Annotated in this window: 12 protein-coding genes; 6 read left to right on the top strand and 6 right to left on the bottom strand. The window is 74.0% G+C overall.

Going from position 1 to position 15,514, the window contains the following annotated elements:
• Position 1 precedes the first annotated feature (1 nt).
• From PO879_RS04420 to PO879_RS04395, 6 genes are all read right to left on the bottom strand, one after another.
• Positions 2–871 (bottom strand): transporter substrate-binding domain-containing protein, encoded by an 870-nt coding sequence (locus PO879_RS04420; protein WP_278236715.1) that lies wholly within the window; start codon positions 869–871, stop codon positions 2–4.
• Positions 872–985: 114 nt separating this feature from the next.
• Positions 986–1,531, bottom strand: a complete 546-nt coding sequence (locus PO879_RS04415; RefSeq protein ID WP_278236714.1) for a dsRBD fold-containing protein — start codon at positions 1,529–1,531, stop codon at positions 986–988.
• A gap of 49 nt (positions 1,532–1,580) precedes the next feature.
• Entirely contained in the window at positions 1,581–1,850 is a 270-nt protein-coding gene (locus PO879_RS04410) for a Rho termination factor N-terminal domain-containing protein (protein ID WP_278236713.1), read from the bottom strand.
• 116 nt (positions 1,851–1,966) lie between these two features.
• Positions 1,967–3,658, bottom strand: a complete 1,692-nt coding sequence (locus PO879_RS04405; RefSeq protein WP_278236712.1) for a phosphatase PAP2 family protein — start codon at positions 3,656–3,658, stop codon at positions 1,967–1,969.
• 85 nt (positions 3,659–3,743) lie between these two features.
• Positions 3,744–6,491, bottom strand: a complete 2,748-nt coding sequence (locus tag PO879_RS04400; protein ID WP_278236711.1) for a glycoside hydrolase family 3 protein — start codon at positions 6,489–6,491, stop codon at positions 3,744–3,746.
• Between the two features lie 7 nt (positions 6,492–6,498).
• Positions 6,499–8,895 carry a glycoside hydrolase family 3 C-terminal domain-containing protein gene (locus PO879_RS04395; RefSeq protein WP_278236710.1) on the bottom strand — a complete coding sequence of 799 codons (2,397 nt, stop codon included), beginning with the start codon at positions 8,893–8,895 and terminating at the stop codon, positions 6,499–6,501.
• A gap of 178 nt (positions 8,896–9,073) precedes the next feature.
• On the opposite strand from PO879_RS04395, the gene PO879_RS04390 reads away from it, so the two are divergent.
• The 6 genes from PO879_RS04390 (at position 9,074) to PO879_RS04365 (ending at position 15,510) form a co-directional block, all read left to right on the top strand.
• The gene (locus tag PO879_RS04390) at positions 9,074–9,685 is read left to right on the top strand and encodes a TetR/AcrR family transcriptional regulator (protein ID WP_278236709.1); all 612 of its coding nucleotides are present in this window, start codon (positions 9,074–9,076) and stop codon (positions 9,683–9,685) included.
• Between the two features lie 70 nt (positions 9,686–9,755).
• Positions 9,756–12,365 carry an AAA family ATPase gene (locus PO879_RS04385; RefSeq protein WP_278236708.1) on the top strand — a complete coding sequence of 870 codons (2,610 nt, stop codon included), beginning with the start codon at positions 9,756–9,758 and terminating at the stop codon, positions 12,363–12,365.
• A gap of 106 nt (positions 12,366–12,471) precedes the next feature.
• Complete coding sequence (locus tag PO879_RS04380) at positions 12,472–12,723, top strand: DUF4242 domain-containing protein (RefSeq protein ID WP_278236707.1); 252 nt, start codon at positions 12,472–12,474, stop codon at positions 12,721–12,723.
• A 221-nt stretch (positions 12,724–12,944) separates the two neighbouring features.
• Complete coding sequence (locus PO879_RS04375; protein ID WP_278236706.1) at positions 12,945–13,136, top strand: hypothetical protein; 192 nt, start codon at positions 12,945–12,947, stop codon at positions 13,134–13,136.
• Between the two features lie 105 nt (positions 13,137–13,241).
• Positions 13,242–13,808, top strand: coding sequence for a TetR/AcrR family transcriptional regulator (locus tag PO879_RS04370; RefSeq protein WP_278236705.1), 567 nt, complete (start codon positions 13,242–13,244; stop codon positions 13,806–13,808).
• Between the two features lie 55 nt (positions 13,809–13,863).
• Entirely contained in the window at positions 13,864–15,510 is a 1,647-nt protein-coding gene (locus PO879_RS04365) for an MDR family MFS transporter (protein ID WP_347568614.1), read from the top strand.
• Positions 15,511–15,514: the final 4 nt, after the last annotated feature.

The following is a 15,514-nucleotide window of genomic DNA, read 5'->3' as shown; positions in this document are numbered from 1 at the left end:
GTCAGGACAGCTCGGGGATGTCGTCCGACTTCAGCCACTCGGTGCGCAGCTCGTCCAGGGTGCCGTCCGCCTCGAGGGCGTCGACGGCCTGCGAGACGCACCCGGTCAGCGCCGAGTCCTTGTCCAGCACGAGCCCGAGCTGCTCCGGCTCGCCGACGTCGGGCAGCGTGCCCACGACCTGCGTGTCCGGGAAGTACACGGTCGAGGCGGCCACGCCCTGGTCGACGTCCATGACCATCGCGTCGACGGTGCCGGAGGTCAGTGCGGTCATCCCGTCGCCCGCGGCGCTGAACGGGGTGATCTCCACCACGTCGCCCCAGGCGGCCTCGGCGGCGTCGAGGGAGGTCTGGGCGGCGGTCACGCCGATGCGGGCGCCCTCCAGGTCCGCCAGGCTCGACGCGTCGGCGTACTCGCCGTCGTCGGCCACGATGACGCCCTGGTGGCTGGTCAGGTACGGGCTGGAGAAGTCGACGGCCTCGGCGCGCTCCTCGGTGATGGTGGTCTGGTAGGCGGCCAGGTCGAAGGGCTTGATCGCCGGGGAGATGATCTGCTCGAACGTCACCGTCTCCCACACCACGTCGTCCTCGCCGTAGCCGAGCTCGTCGGCGACCGCGTAGACCAGGGCGGACTCGAAACCTTCCCCGCTGGTGGGCTCACCGACGTACCACGGCTCGAACGGCTCGCCCGCGCCGACGGTCAGGGTGCCGTCGGTCAGGGTGGGCAGCTCGCCGGCGGCGCAGGCGTCGGCCGTGGCCTCGGCCGAGGTCGCGCCGGCCTCCTCGGCGTCCGGGGCGTCGTCCGTCGAACAGGCGGCCAGCCCGAGCAGGACGACGGGGGCCAGCACGGCGACGGATGCGGGACGAGCTCGCACGAGGTTCCTCCAGAGATGGGGCGACGGCGCCGATCGCCGTCGATGACCGGCACGAGCCTATGCGCGGCGCACCGCACCGGGAACCGCCCGGCGCTGTGCGTCCGGTCACCCCGCTCAGTCGTGCACGTGCGCCGGCACCCCGGTCGAGGCGGTGATGTCCTCCTCGGCCTGGCCCAGCAGCGCGTCGGCCAGCCGGCGCAGCGCCCGGCCCGCCGCCACCTCGTCGCCGATGACCGGGATCTCCGTGTCGTGCGGGTCCTTGCGGGCGTGGCCCACGGACCGCAGGGGCACGTCGGAGTGCTCCCCGGGGCCGACGACGAGCACGGCCTCGGCCGTCGTGCTGCCGGAGGCCTCGACCAGGGACACCTGGATGGTCCACGTGACCGCCCGCGCGGTGCGCACCTCGTCGTCCTCGGCGGCGTCGCCGTCGTCGTGCTGCACGAGCGAGTCCGGGCCCGGGTAGACCAGCGACTCCTCGCCCGTGTCCGACCAACGCACCTGGTAGGGCGGCGAGCCGTCGTCGTGCGGGCAGTCCACGACGATCCCGTCCCGTACCGCACCGCCCACCACGCCGGACGCCGTGATGATCCTGTCCCCCACCGACGCCTTCATGCCGCTCGCCTCCGTCTCGCCGTCGAGCTCCGGAACCTGTCCTTCCATGGTGCGCCTCGCGGCGCGGGCACGCCAGGGGCGGCGGACGCCACGTCGCTCAGTGCGAGCGCAGGGCGTCGATCAGCTCGTCCTTGCGCATCGTGGAGCGCCCCTCGACGTCGAGCTCGGCCGCGCGCTCGCGCAGCTCGTCGACGGTCCAGTCCTCGTAGGCCGGGGCCTCGCCGCCCTCGCGGCCGACGTCGCTGCGACCGCGGTTCGCCGCCGCGTTGGCGATGCGGGCGGCCTTCTCCTTGCTGTTGCCCTCGTCGCGGAGCTTCTCGTACAGCTCCTCGTCCTTGACGCTGGGGCCCGGGTCTCGCTCGGGCATCGTTCCCTCCTCCGGTCGGGGCGACGCGGCCGGGCGGCGGCTCCACCACGTCACGCCCATCGTCGGACGCACGACGGCGCGCCGCACCTCGGGAGACCGGCGTGCGGCGTGCCGTCCTACGACGAGGCAGGCAGCGTCGCGAACAGCTCCCAGGCGACGAGCGGCGCATCGAGGTGCTCGGTCCCGCCGCCCATCATCCGTGGCAGCACGGTGACCGGGTTGGGCACACCGTGGCCGCCGCCCTCGACGGTGTAGAGCAGCACCGGCACCTCGGTCCCCGCACCGTAGGCGGTCAGCGTGACGGCACCGTCCCGGCCCGGCTCGCCGCCGACGAGGGTCTCCTCGCGCTGGTCCTCCACCCCGTTGACGGCCGCGAGCGCCGCGGCGGTGTCCGGGGCGGACCGGACGGATCCGAGATCCTGGCCGAGCATGCCGGCAGGTCCTCCGTCGTACGGGTTGACCGGGTCGCCCGTCCCCTCGACCAGAACGGTCGGGACGGGCTCCTCGATCGGCGCGCACCCCCAGTCGTCCGCGACGGGCAGGTTCGCCGCGTTGGCCTCGATCCCCGCGAACGTGCCCGGCGACTCGGCCGCCATCCGGAAGAGCATGTGTGCCCCGTTGGAGTAGCCGACGCCGAACGTGCGCGACGTGTCGAGCGCGTAGGTGGCCGCGACGTCGTCGACCAGGGCCTCGAGGAACGCGACGTCGTCGACGCCGTCCAGGCGGGCCGGGTAGGGCGTCGACGTACGGCAGCCGTGCCAGGTCTGCTCGTAGCCGTCGGGGTACACCACCACGAACCCCTCCTCGGCGGCGAGCTCGTCCAGCCGGTACCCGGTGACGGCACGCATGCCGTCGCCGTCGGCGCGGGACCCGTGCAGGACGACCACGAGCGGCGCCCCGGCCTCGAGGGTCTCGGGGACCACGGCGGTGTAGGTGCGTTCGCGGCCGTCGACCTCGAGGGAGCCTGTCGAGACGTCCGCGGCGAGGTCGGGCTCGACCGGGGTCGGGGCGTCGGCGAGGTAGAGGCCCGCCCCGCCGAGGAGGAGCAGGACGGCGACGAGCACGGCGACGACGACGGTCAGGGCACGGCCGAGACGTGATCTCTCGGGGAGCAGCGGCCGTCCCCGGTCCACCGCGAGCCAGGGAGCGAACGCCCACCACAGGATCGCGACCACCGAGGCACCCGCCACGATCCCGGCCAGTGCGTCGCTGAGCCAGTGCGCGTTGATGAGCGTGCGCTGCCACACCATGCCGGCCGCGAGCAGGACACCCACGACCCACCACCACCGGCGCGCGGCCACGGGCAGCAGGGCGGCGACGGCGACGACGAACGCGCCCATCGTCACCGAGTGACCCGAGGGGAAGGACCCGTGGTCGGTCGGGAACAAGGGACCGACGAGCCCGAGCGCCTCGTCCGCGACGGGGCGCTCCCTGTTGACCGTGTGCTTGACGAGCTGGGAGGCCACGACCGCCGACCCGACGATCGCCGCCCACCAGAACAGGGCGGTGCGCCAGCGGCGGACCAGCAACAGCAGAGCCGGCCACACCAGCAGGAGCACGACCGCGCCCACGCCCGCGCCGAGGTGCTGGAAGAGCATGGGCAGCGGCCCGTCGACCGCGGACACGGTCGAGGCGCCCACCGCCCGGCGCCAGGCGTCGTCGAGGGCCTGCGTGGGCGGGGTGTCACCGGCGAGGTACATCGTCAGGGCCAGCAGCAGGAAGAGCGTCGTCCCGACGAGGCCGAGCACCAGCGCTCGGCGGGGACGGGTCGCTGCACGCTCGGGCACGGCAGCGGGTCGGGCAGTCATCGTCGACCTCCGTCAGCGGTGGTTGAGGAGAGCAGGAAGCGTGGGTCCGGGGGCCGGCCGTGCGCGGCCGGCCCCCGGAGCCCTGTCAGGACGACGTCATCGCGGTCGACCGCGCCACGGTGTGCAGGATCGTGTGCACGCGCTCGCGCAGAGCCTGGCCGACGCCGACGGGGTCGGCCTCCACCGCCTCGGTGAGCGCCTCGACGGTCGCGTCCGGGAACACGGCGAGCATCCAGTCGTTGCCGGAGCGCGCCGCGAGCTCCGGGTCCATCCAGGCGCCCAGCACGGCGTCGGTCGAGACGAAGCCGTCGAAGCCCCACTCGCCGCGCAGCACCTCCTGCAGCAGGCCCTCGTGGCCGCCGGCCCAGCGGCCGCCCAGGTTGATGAACGAGCTCATGGCACCCGCCGGGTCGGCGTCCTTGACGGCGATCTCGAAGGGCTGCAGGTACAGCTCGCGCAGGGCCTGCTCCGAGACGGACACGTTGATGCCCGAGCGCGCGTTGACCTCCTGGTCGTTGAGGACGAAGTGCTTGATCGTGGTGAGCACGCCCCGGTCCTGCGAGCCCGAGACCATCGCCGCGGCCATCTTCCCCGTCAGCAGCGGGTCCTCCGAGAAGTACTCGAAGCCGCGCCCGCCCATCGCCGTGCGGTGCAGGTTCATGCCGGGCGAGTACCAGACGTCGATGCCGTAGGCGTTCGCCTCGGTGCCCACCGACTCGCCCAGCGCGTAGGCCATCTCGTCGTTCCAGGTCGACGCCACGACCACCTCGGTCGGGTAGGCCGCCGCCTCGAGCGGCGAGAAGAGCGAGTTGAGGCCGGCCGGGCTGTCCAGCATCGTGATCGACGGGACGCCCAGGCGCTCGATCGCGACCGACTGGTACGCACCGTACGAGAACAGGTCGATCTGCTCCTCCAGCGTGAGCTGGTCGAGGAACGCGTCCCACGCGGGGTCGTCGTGCTCGAGCCCCACCATGTCTGCGAGCACCAGGCCGTTGTCCGCGCCGGAGGTCGGCACGTCGCCCTCGACCGGGTCGATCTGCGGGTCCATGAGCGCGAGCTCCTGGTCCGAGACCGTCTCGGTGCCGTCCGGGGCGACGGGGTAGGTGCCCTCCCAGTCGTCGCGGGAGAGCGAGGCGAGGTCCCCCTCCACGTCGGCGAAGCGGTTCTCGTACGCCGTGCCGGTGTCGGCGTCCTCGGCGTACACGACGTCCTCGGCCACCTCGGTGGTGACGGAGGCGACCGGCGTGTGCACGTCGGTGCGCGCCGAGATCTCGTAGTCGCCGGCCTCCAGCACGTAGGCGCCGCCCGCGGCGGTGTCCCACGACGCCATGTCGCGCACGGCGAAGTCGACCGTCACGATCTCCGAGGCACCGGGCTCGAGCTCCGAGGTCTTGGCGTAGCCCGCGAGCTCGATCGCGGACTTCTCGATGCCGCCGGGGGTGTACGGCGCGGAGAAGTAGACCTGCACCACGTCCTTGCCCGCGACGTCACCGGTGTTGGTGACGGTGACGTCCACGGTCACGGTGTCCTCGGTGACGACCGGCTCGGCGACGTCCCACGCGAAGTCGGTGTAGCTCAGGCCGTACCCGAACGGGTACTGCACCGCCGCCGCGTATCCCTCCTCGTCGTCGAGGTACCGCGTCTCGTAGTAGCGGTAGCCGACGTAGATGCCCTCCTCGTAGTCGAGGAAGCCGCGCGAGACGTCAGTGTACGTGTAGTCGCCGAAGTTCTCGGTGGCGGGCGCCGAGGAGACGTCGTAGGCGTAGGTGTCGGTGAGGTGGCCGGACGGGTTCACCGCGCCGGTCAGCACCTTGGCGAGCGACGTCGCACCCTGCGGGCCGGGTGTGCCCATCCACACGGCGGCGGTGATCTCCGGGTACTCGTCGAGGAAGCCGAGCTCCATCTGGTTGCCGGAGTTCACGACGACGATCACGTCGTCCTGCACGGACGTCACCTTGTCGAGCAGGTCGCGCTGCGCGTCGGTGAGCCGGAGCTGCTCGGCGGTGAAGTCGGAGCCCTCCGAGCCGTCGTTGCCGACCACGACGATCGCCGTGTCGGAGAACTCCTGCGCCTGGGCCAGGACGTCGTCGGTGAGGTAGTCGGGCGCGGGCTCGTCGTCGTCGCCGCCGAGCACGCCCTGGGCGATCTGCACGAAGGCGTTGCCCGAGCCGTCGGTGTGCTCGGCTCCTGCCTCCTCCATGGCGGCGTAGAGCTCGGTGTTGTACTCGGCCCCCTGCGCCTCGAGCGCCTCGTAGAGCGTGGGCGCGCCGGCGGTGTTCGAGCCGCCGGAGCCGCCGCCCCCGAGGCGGAGGTTGAAGGAGGCGAACGAGAAGACGTTGACGCCGCCGTCGAGCGGCAGCGCGTCGCCGTCGTTCTTCAGCAGGACCATGCCCTCGTCGGAGACGGCCTCCGCGACGCCGACCGCGGCCTCACGCGCCGCGACCGCCTCGGCGGTGGTGTCGGTGAACTCGAGCGAGGCGACGCGGGCGAGGCCGGTCGCGTACGGCGCGGCCAGCGCTCCGACCCCGACCACGGCGACGGCGACGACGCCCCAGCCGACGGCACGGCGCGGACGGTGCTTGACCTTGCGGTAGACACGCTCGTGGCGCTTGGCCCGGCGCCGCTCGGCGCGGTTCATGTCGGCCCGGGCCTCGGCGCGTCCGGCCTTCGCGGCCTTCTTCGCCTCGCGCGCGGCGGCCGTGTCGGCGGCTCGGGCCGCCCGGCGCTCGGCGGCCGGCATGGCCTTGAGCTCGGCCCGGCGGGCCCGGCGCACCGCGCGCTCCTCCCGGACGCGCGCGACGGCCGCCTTCTTGATCTCGCTGCGTGTTGCCATGTCTCTCTCAGTTCTCGCGTGGTGCGCGCCCGCTCCGTCGACGAGCGCGCCAGGCCGACACCACCCGGCGCACGCCGGCGAGGAATCGACGGTTGACCATGAGCAGCAGGCCGTCGAGCATGTCGTCGTCGACCCTCCCGCCGCTCATGCGTGCGACCGACCGGAACGGCAGGTCGAGCACGAAGCGTGTGTTGTTCGCCGCGTGCGGTCGGCCCAGCGCCATGAGCAGCGCGCCGGTGCCGTCGATCGCGGCGTGGAGCAGGCTCGCGAAGCCGCCGCGCCCCCGGGCCTGGGCGATGATGTCGTCGCGGTTCAGCGGTCGGCCCGTCTCCCACCGCGACGGCGGCAGGGGCCGGCCGAGCAGCGCCTCGAACTCCGCGTCGTCGACGCGGGCGATCTGGCCGGTGAGATAGTGCGGCAGGTGGTCGGCGTCGGGGGTCGTCCAGTCCTCGCCCACCACCGCGAGCGGGGCCCGCAGACGCACGTCGCGCGACGACGCGCCGGCCAGGACGGTGTAGGTGCCTCCGACCGTGCGCCACCGGTGGGCCTCGGCGTCGTAGACGTCGAAGGCGTGCTGTGCGTAGACGATCTCGACGGTCTCGCTCTGCCCGGGCTCGAGCGGGACGGTGGCGTACCCGACGAGCTCGCGGGGGGCGCGGAGCTCGCCGGCCGCCGCCCCGGGTGCCTCGGCGTAGAGCTGGACCGTCTCGGTGCCGGCGCGGTCGCCGGTGTTCGTCACGGTGACGCGGGCCGACGTCGGACCGGCGACCAGGTCGGAGTGGTCGAACGTCGTGTAGCTCAACCCGTGCCCGAAGGGGTACCGGACGGGGGCGCCGACCTTGTCGAACCAGCGGTAGCCCAGGTAGATGCTCTCGCGGTGCTCCGAGGTGGCCTCGGTCAGTCCGAACGTCGCCGAGGACGGGATGTCCTCGCCGCGCAGCGGGTACGTCTCGGCGAGCCGCCCCGCGGGGTTCGCCACGCCGGTGAGCAGGTCCGCGACGGCACGGCCGCCGCCCTGACCGGGCAGGTAGGCGTGCAGGATCGCGTCGACGTCGTCGGCGAAGGGCAGCTCGACCGGCGCGCCGCCGGAGAGCACGACCACCACGCGCTTGCCGAGCGCCACGATCTCGCGCGTCAGGGCGAGCTGGTTCGCGGCGAGGCGCAGGTGGGTCCGGTCGACACCCTCCGCCTCGGCGGACTCGTCGAGGCCCAGGAACAGCAGCACGACGTCGGCACGGGCGGCCAGGCGCACGGCGCGGTCCCGACGGCGCCGTGACGGCTTGTCCCGGCGGGCGAAGCCGGGCTCGAAGCCGACGACGTCGAGGTCGGACGCCCGCAGCGCCTCGAGGGCGTCGTCGACCCGGGTGGGGTTGACGAGCGAGCTGCCGGCACCCTGGTAACGGGGCCGGGCGGCGAAGTCGCCGACGACGGCGACGCGGCCGGCGCCCGGACCGAGCGGCAGGGCGTCGCCCTCGTTGCGCAGGAGTACGAGCGAGCGCCGAGCCGCCTCGACGGCGAGCTCGTGGTGGGCGGCGCGGTCGACCGCCTCGTCGTCGACGCGCGCGCCCGCCGTGCGGTCGAGGAGGGTGAGCAGCTCGTCGACGCGCGCGTCGAGCACCGCCTCGTCCAGGCGCCCCGACTCGACGGCACGGACGATCTCGCGGTCGGTGACGCCGTCGGTCGAGGGCATCTCGAGCGCGTTGCCCGCGAGCAGACCCGCGACGCGGTCGTTGTTGCCGCCCCAGTCGGTCACGACGAGGCCGTCGAAGCCCCACGTGTCTCGCAGGACACCGGTCAGCAGCTCGCGGTGCTCGTTGGCGTAGGTGCCGTTGACCTTGTTGTACGAGCTCATCACGGTCCACGGACGACCCTCGGTGACGGCGATCCGGAATCCCTCGAGATAGAGCTCGTGCAGAGCACGCTCGTCGACGACCTCGTCGATGCTCATCCGGTGGGTCTCCTGGCTGTTCACCGCGAAGTGCTTGACGCACGCCGCGACGCCACGGGACTGGATGCCGCGGACCATCGCCGCCGCCAGGGTGCCCGCGAGCAGCGGGTCCTCGGAGAAGTACTCGAAGTTGCGCCCGGCCAGCGGGTTGCGCTTGATGTTCAGACCCGGGCCCAGCAGGACGCTGACGTCCTCGGCGGCGGCCTCGGCCCCCAGGGCCGTGCCGACACGCTCGACGAGACCGGGGTCCCAGCTGTTCGCCAGGGTCGCGGCCGGGGGGAAGCAGGTCGCCGGGATGCTGGCGTTCAGGCCCAGGTGGTCCGCGGCGCCGCCCTGCTTGCGCAGGCCGTGCGGCCCGTCGGTGAGCATGGCCGACGGCACCCCGAGCCGGTCGACCGCCGTCGTGTTCCAGAAGTTCGCACCGGAAGCGAGGGAGGCCTTCTCCGCGAGGGTCATCTCGGTACGCAGCTGCCGGAGGCCGGGGCCGCCGCGCGCGTGTCGACTGTCGGAGGAGGTCATGGCTCGATACCTTTGATCAAGTTCCACCATTCGGTGGATTTCTGTGACGACCATAGCAATGTCCACCGCTTGGTGGAAAATCGGAGTCCGCCGACAGGGCTCGGAAGGAGGCCCCGTGCCCGAGGAGAGCACCACGGGACGCGCGGAGGGGTACGCCACCGGACGCGCGACCAAGCAGTCGATCGTGGAGAGCGCGGCGACCGCGTTCTCCCAGACGGGCTTCTACGGCACGTCCTTGCGCGGCATCGCCCGCGAGGCGGGCGTCGACCACTCCACGCTCCTGCACCACTTCGGCACGAAGACCGCCCTGCTGCTGGCCGTCATCGAGTGGCACGACGCGCAGCAGATGCCGTCCGAGCTCCCGCAGGACCTCTCGGCCGAGTTCATCGCGGACGGCTTCGCCGCCACGGCCGCGCGCAACGCCGAGACACCGGGTCTGGTGCAGCTGCTGTCCGTGCTGACGGCCGAGGCCGGCGCCGAGGGCCACCCGGCCCGTGAGACGCTGCAACGCCGCCACGACGTCGTCACCGCCCTCATCGCGTGGACCATCCGGACCCAGCGCGAGTCGCTGGGCCTCACCCACGACCCCCTCACTCCCGAGGACCGCGCCGCCGTCATCGTCGCGACCTGGGACGGGCTGCAGATGTACGACGCCCTGCACCCCGGTCGCCTCGACGTGCCCGCGCTGGTCGGACGCTCGCTGCGCGACGCCTTCGGGCTCGACTGACCCTCGCCGCAGCGGGTGTATCGCGCCCTGGGACTGCCCGTGGCCCGACGACGTCGCTACGGTGACCAGCATGGACCTGCGGGAGCGGGGCACCCAGCTCGCGGCGCTCGACGAGCTGCTCGGCGACGCACGGACCGGACGGGGCGCCGTCGTGCTCGTGCCGGGCGAGGCCGGCGCGGGCAAGTCCGTGCTGCTGGCCGCGGCGGAACGCCGCACCCCGTGGGCCCGCTGGGCATGGGGACACTGCGACAGCCTGGCGACGCCCCGCCCCCTGGGGCCCCTGCACGACGTCGCCGACAGCCTCGGCGGCGACCTCGCCGCGGCGCTGCGGCGCGGCGCCTCACGCGACGAGCTGTTCGACGCCGCGATCGACGCGGTGACCGCCGCGGAGCCCGGAGCGCCCGTGGTGCTGGTCGTGGAGGACGTGCACTGGGCCGACGAGGCCACCGTCGACCTGGTCCGCTTCCTCGCACGCCGCCTGCGCGACCGCCCCGCCGTGCTGGTCCTGACCTACCGCGACGACGAGGGCTCCCGGTCGGCACGGACCGCGACCCTGGGAGAGATCGGCGCCCTGCCGCACGCGCACCGGGTCGACGTGCCACCGCTCAGCGCCTCGGCGGTGGCGGTCCTCGCCGCCGAGGCCGGACTGGACCCGACCGCCGTGTTCGAGCTCACCGGTGGCAACGCGTTCTTCGTCGCCGAGGTCGTGCGCTCGGGCCGCGCGAGGCTCCCGACCTCGGTCCGGGACGCCGTGCTGGCGCGGGCGGACCGCCTGGGCGCCGAGGCCCGGCGGACGCTGGACACCGCCGCCCTCGTCGGCCGCCGGGTCCCGCCGGACCTGCTGCTCACGGCCACGGACGCCGACCCGCGGGCGGTCGACGAGATGCTGACGTGCGCCGTCGTCCGCTCGGGACCCGACGGGTTCGCCTTCCGCCACGAGCTCGGCCGGCTCGCGGTGGCCGAGGCCCTGCCCGCGCACCGCGCCCGGGAGGTGCACGCCCGGATCCTGGCCGCCTACCAGGGCCGGCCCGAGGACGACGCGATCCGCGCCTTCCACGCCGAGGCGGCCGGGGACGCCCCCGCCACGCTGCGGCACGCGACGGCGGCCGCCGAGCTGGCCGACCGGCTCGGGTCCCACCGGGAGGCGCTCGCCCAGTACGAGCGCGCCCTGCGTGCCGCGCCGGCGGACGACCCGGCGCTGCGAGCACGGCTGCACGACGCCGTCGGGGTCCAGGCCGCGCACCTCGACGAGATCGACCGTGCCGTGCGGGGGCACGAGACGGCGCTCGGGCTGTGGCGCGCCGTCGGTGACCGGCGCCGCGAGGCGGTGACGCTGGCCCGGATCGGCTCGATGCGGTACCGGGAGGGCCGCGGGCGGTCCGCCACCGCGCTGCTCGAGGAGGCCGCGGAGCTGGTCGACGACGTCGACTCCGCGGAGACGGTGGACGTGCTCGCCTCGTTGGCCGCCCGCCGCATGCTGCAGGCGCGCAGCGCCGAGGCCGTGGAGCTGTGCCGCCGGGTGCTGCCGGCCGCGGAGCGGCTCGGCCTCGTCGAGGAGCAGGCGGAGGCCCTCAACACCCTCGGCTGCGCCCTCGCTCCCCTGGGCGGGGACTGGGAGACGCCGCTGCGCCGGTCCCTCGACCTCGCCGTCGAGCACGGTCTGGCGCCGGCCGCGGCCCGGGCGTCGGTCAACCTGCTCAACGAGCTCGTCGACGCCTCCCGGCACGCCGAGGCCGACCAGGTCTTCCAGGACGGCGACCGGTACTGCGCCCGGCACGACCTCGACTTCCTGCGATGGTGCCTGCGCCGCGAACGGTGCCGCGCCCTGACCCTCACGGGACGCTGGGACGAGGCGCGCGCCCTGTGCCGCCGGATGGTCGACGACTGCCCCTCACGGTGGAACCGGACGCACGTCACGGCGACCGCGGCGGTGCTGCAGGCGTACCTCGACCCGGCCGCCGCGGCCGCGATGCTCGAGGCGGCCCGGCCCGCCGTGCGCGAGATCGGCGAGACCCAGCTCCGGATGCCGCACGCCGTCGCGCGGGCGGAGACGTGCTGGCTCGCGGGCGACGTGGACGCCGCCCGGGCCGCGCTGAGCGAGGTCGCGCCGCTGCTGGACGGGGCCGGCCCCGGCGACACGGCCCGTTTCCTGCTCTGGTCGGATCGCCTGCGGCTGCCGCACCCTGCCGCCGCCGGCGCCCCGCCGGACCCGGTCGCGGCCGAGCTGGACGGCGATCACGCCGCCGCGGCCCGGGCCTGGGACGCCGCCGGGAGCCCCTACGGCGCCGCACTGGCGCTGTCCTGGTCCGACGACCCGCACCACCTGCGCGAGGCCGTCGACCGGTGGCGGCGGCTCGGGGCGACCGCCGGCGTCCGCGCGACGCGTCGCCGCGCTCGCGAGCTCGGGCACCGGTCGGTCCCCGCCGGGGCACGCCGGGCGACGCGCCGGCACCCGGCCGGCCTCACCGCACGCGAGAGCGAGGTCCTGCGGCTGCTCGCCGAGCACCGGACCAACGCCGAGATCGCCGACGAGCTGGTCCTCAGTGTGCGGACGGTCGAGCACCACGTGGCCTCGGTGCTGGCCAAGCTGGGCGTGCCGACCCGGCGGGACGCGGCCGCCCGGGCACGTCGGGGCGATCTGCTCACCGGGCTCGACGCGCCCACCGCACATCCCGGGTAGCGACCCCGGCACAAACATGGGTGGTGACCACCGATCCGCGCCGGGCCGGGACGCGGTGTGCTGGACGGACCGCCAGGGCGGCGGGCACGAGACGAAGGAGAGCACGATGGCTCTGTTCATGGACGTCCACACCCTCGGATCCGGCGTGACGATGGAGGACGTCGCCCAGGCGCACGTCGCCGACCTGCAGAAGCAGGGCGAGCACGACGTGCAGTACCTGCGGTACTGGGTCGACGAGTCGGCGGGCAAGATCTTCTGCCTGGCCGACGCCCCCTCGGCCGACGCCGCGGCCACGGTGCACCGGGAGGCGCACGGCCTGGTCGCCGACGAGATCTACCCGGTCCAGGAAGGCGTCTGACGGGCGGACCACCGGGCACGTCGTCGGCCCCCGACCGGAGAACCGGTCGGGGGCCGACGGCGCTCGGGACGCCCGCACGGCCCGGCGGGGCCGGGGTGTACCGCCGGTACCCGTCCCGTCACGGTCTGGGCCGGCCGGTCCCGCTCGGCGAACCTGGTCGGGCAGCCGCGGGGCCGAGGTCCCCGCCGCGCGGACCACCGTCGCCGACGCCCGAGGACATCATGACCACCACACCCGCAGCCCGACCGGCCACCGCCGTCGTCCAGCGCCGGCTCACCGACGGGAAGGCGTACGACCCGGCGGACACCACCCATCTCCGGATGAACTTCGCCTGCCCGCGCTCCCGTCTCGACGACGGCCTCGCCCGTCTGCGCCGGGCCGTGCAGGAGCTGCCGGACGTCCCGTCGGGCTGAGTACGGCGGCGGCGGTACTGCGACAATGCGGAGGTGCCCTCCACCGAGACACCGGTCCCGATGCCCGGCAGGCGCGAGCGGAACCGTGCGCAAAGGTCCCACCGGATGGAGCGAGCGGCGCTCGCCCTGGCGCTCGAGCACGGCCTGGACCAGGTGACCGTCGAGATGATCTGCGAGGCGGCCGAGGTCTCGCCCCGCACGTTCTACAACTACTTCGGCACCAAGGAGGCCGTGCTGCTCGGCCCGGCCCCCGCGCCTCCCGCCCCGAGCCTGCTCGAGGAGTTCCTGCACGCCGAGGGACCGCTGTTCGAGGACGTCGTCGCCGTGCTCGTCGCGGCCTTCCTGGCCGCCACGCACGACGCCGAGCTGATGACGCTCCGACGTCGGCTCTTCGACCGGGAGCCACGCCTCCAGGCGCTCCAGCACGCCCGCTGGGCCCCCCAGCGGCAGGTGCTGACCGACCACGTGGTCCGGCGACTCGCCGTGCAGCAGCCCGACCTCTCCCCCGACGCCGCCCGCGACGAGGCCCGGGTCGTCATGGGCGTGGCGACGAGCACCTACCCGATCCTCAGCCGGCTCTGGCTGGAGGGCGGGGAGGGAGCGCCCGACCCGCACCGCTACGTAGCCGCGGCCGTCGACGGCGTCCGGCGCGCCGTGACCGCGCGTCGGTGAGGTCATCGCTTCCCGACCGACGGCGGGCTGGTCAATAAATGCATACTCTGCAAAAGTGCACACTGTGCACTCAGAGTCGTCCGCCCCGAGCCCATCCTCCCGACCGGTCCCGCGCCGTCGGTCCCGACGGGGCGTCGTGCCGATGTTCGCCGGCCTCCTGACGGGCATGATGCTGTCCTCGCTGAGCCAGACGATCTTCGCGACAGCCCTGCCCACGATCGTCGGCGAGCTCCGCGGCGTGGACCAGATGCTGTGGGTGACGACGGCCTACATCCTGGCCGCGACGGTGGTGGTCCCCGTCTACGGCAAGCTCGGCGACCTGGTCGGTCGCAAGGGCCTGTTCGTCGCGGCGATCGGCATCTTCGTCGCGGGCTCGCTCGCGGGCGGGTTCGCCGGGTCCATGCCGGTGCTCGTGGCGGCCCGAGCCGTCCAGGGCCTCGGAGGCGGCGGTCTGATCGTCCTCGCCCAGGCGATCGTCGCCGAGGTGGTCCCGGCCCGTCAGCGCGGGAAGTACCTGGGGATCATGGGGGCCGGGTTCGCGGTGTCGTCGGTCGCGGGCCCGCTGCTCGGGGGCTGGTTCACCGAGGGTCCCGGATGGCGCTGGGGGCTGTGGGTCAACGTCCCCCTCGGCCTCGCGGCGATCGTGCTCGCGAGCGTGTTCCTCCAGCCGTCCGCGCGGCGCCCGGAACGCCCCCGCATCGACGTGGCCGGCATGACGCTGCTGGCCCTGACGACCACGGCGCTCGTGCTGATCACCTCGTTCGGCGGGCGGTCCGTGGAGTGGGTCTCGCTGCCGATCGGTGGTCTCGCCGCGCTCGCCGTGGTGGCGGGCGTCGCCTTCGTCCTCGTCGAGCGACGGGCCGTGGAACCGGTGATCCCGCTGCGGCTCTTCTCCGACCGCACCTTCTGCCTGGTGACGACGGCGGCGCTGCTGACCGGGGTCAGCATGTTCGGCGTGCTCGGCTACATGCCGACCTACCTGCAGATGGTCGGCGGCGTCGACGCCACCGAGGCGGGCCTGCTCACCACGCCGATGATGCTCCTGATGCTCGTCACGTCCACCGTGGCGGGCGCGCTGGTGTCGCGGACCGGGCGCTACCGGGCCTTCCCGGTGGCGGGTAGCGGCGTCATGGCCGTCGCTCTGCTGCTGCTCTCGACGCTCGAGCCGGGCACCTCGGTGCGGATCGCCTGCGGGTACCTCGCACTGTTCGGCGTGGGCCTCGGCCTGACCACCCAGATCCTGGTGCTGATCGTCCAGAACGCGTTCGCGCTGCGCATCGTCGGCACGGCCACGGCCGCGACCAACTACTTCCGGCAGGTCGGCGCCTCGATCGGGACCGCCGTCGTGGGCTCCCTCTTCACCGCCCGCCTGACGACGCTGCTCGCCGAACGCCTGCCGCCGGGGGCGACGACGGGACCGAGCGAGGCCGGCTCGTTCACCCCCGCCGCGGTCGCCGGGCTGCCCGGGCCGACGCGCGACGTCGTCACGACCTCCTACGCCGACGCGATGACCCCCGTGTTCCTCGTGCTGCTGCCGCTGGCTCTCGTCGCCGCGGTCCTGCTGCTGTTCGTGCGGGAGGCGCCGTTGCGCACCACCCTCGACGAGGAGGTCGGCGGGGGCGCGACCGGTCCGGACCGGGAGGGGGGTACTCGGGGGACCCCTCTGCGCAGCCTCTCCCACCGACGGGCCGAGCGGTGCTGAGGTG

The sequence above is a fragment of the Isoptericola sp. AK164 genome (assembly GCF_029643425.1).
In the GTDB taxonomy this organism is placed as follows: domain Bacteria; phylum Actinomycetota; class Actinomycetes; order Actinomycetales; family Cellulomonadaceae; genus Isoptericola; species Isoptericola haloaureus.
This window is presented reverse-complemented; position numbering and strand designations above follow the sequence as displayed.

Bases quoted from the DNA above. Each gene is read 5' to 3' on its own strand.
- PO879_RS04380 (WP_278236707.1), top strand. From the start codon at position 12,472: ATGGCTCTGTTCATGGACGTCCACACCCTCGGATCCGGCGTGACGATG.
- PO879_RS04410 (WP_278236713.1), bottom strand. From the start codon at position 1,850: ATGCCCGAGCGAGACCCGGGCCCCAGCGTCAAGGACGAGGAGCTGTAC.
- PO879_RS04370 (WP_278236705.1), top strand. From the start codon at position 13,242: ATGGAGCGAGCGGCGCTCGCCCTGGCGCTCGAGCACGGCCTGGACCAG.
- PO879_RS04375 (WP_278236706.1), top strand. From the start codon at position 12,945: ATGACCACCACACCCGCAGCCCGACCGGCCACCGCCGTCGTCCAGCGC.
- PO879_RS04395 (WP_278236710.1), bottom strand. From the start codon at position 8,895: ATGACCCTCGCGGAGAAGGCCTCCCTCGCTTCCGGTGCGAACTTCTGG.
- PO879_RS04405 (WP_278236712.1), bottom strand. From the start codon at position 3,658: ATGACTGCCCGACCCGCTGCCGTGCCCGAGCGTGCAGCGACCCGTCCC.
- PO879_RS04415 (WP_278236714.1), bottom strand. From the start codon at position 1,531: ATGGAAGGACAGGTTCCGGAGCTCGACGGCGAGACGGAGGCGAGCGGC.
- PO879_RS04385 (WP_278236708.1), top strand. From the start codon at position 9,756: ATGGACCTGCGGGAGCGGGGCACCCAGCTCGCGGCGCTCGACGAGCTG.
- PO879_RS04400 (WP_278236711.1), bottom strand. From the start codon at position 6,491: ATGGCAACACGCAGCGAGATCAAGAAGGCGGCCGTCGCGCGCGTCCGG.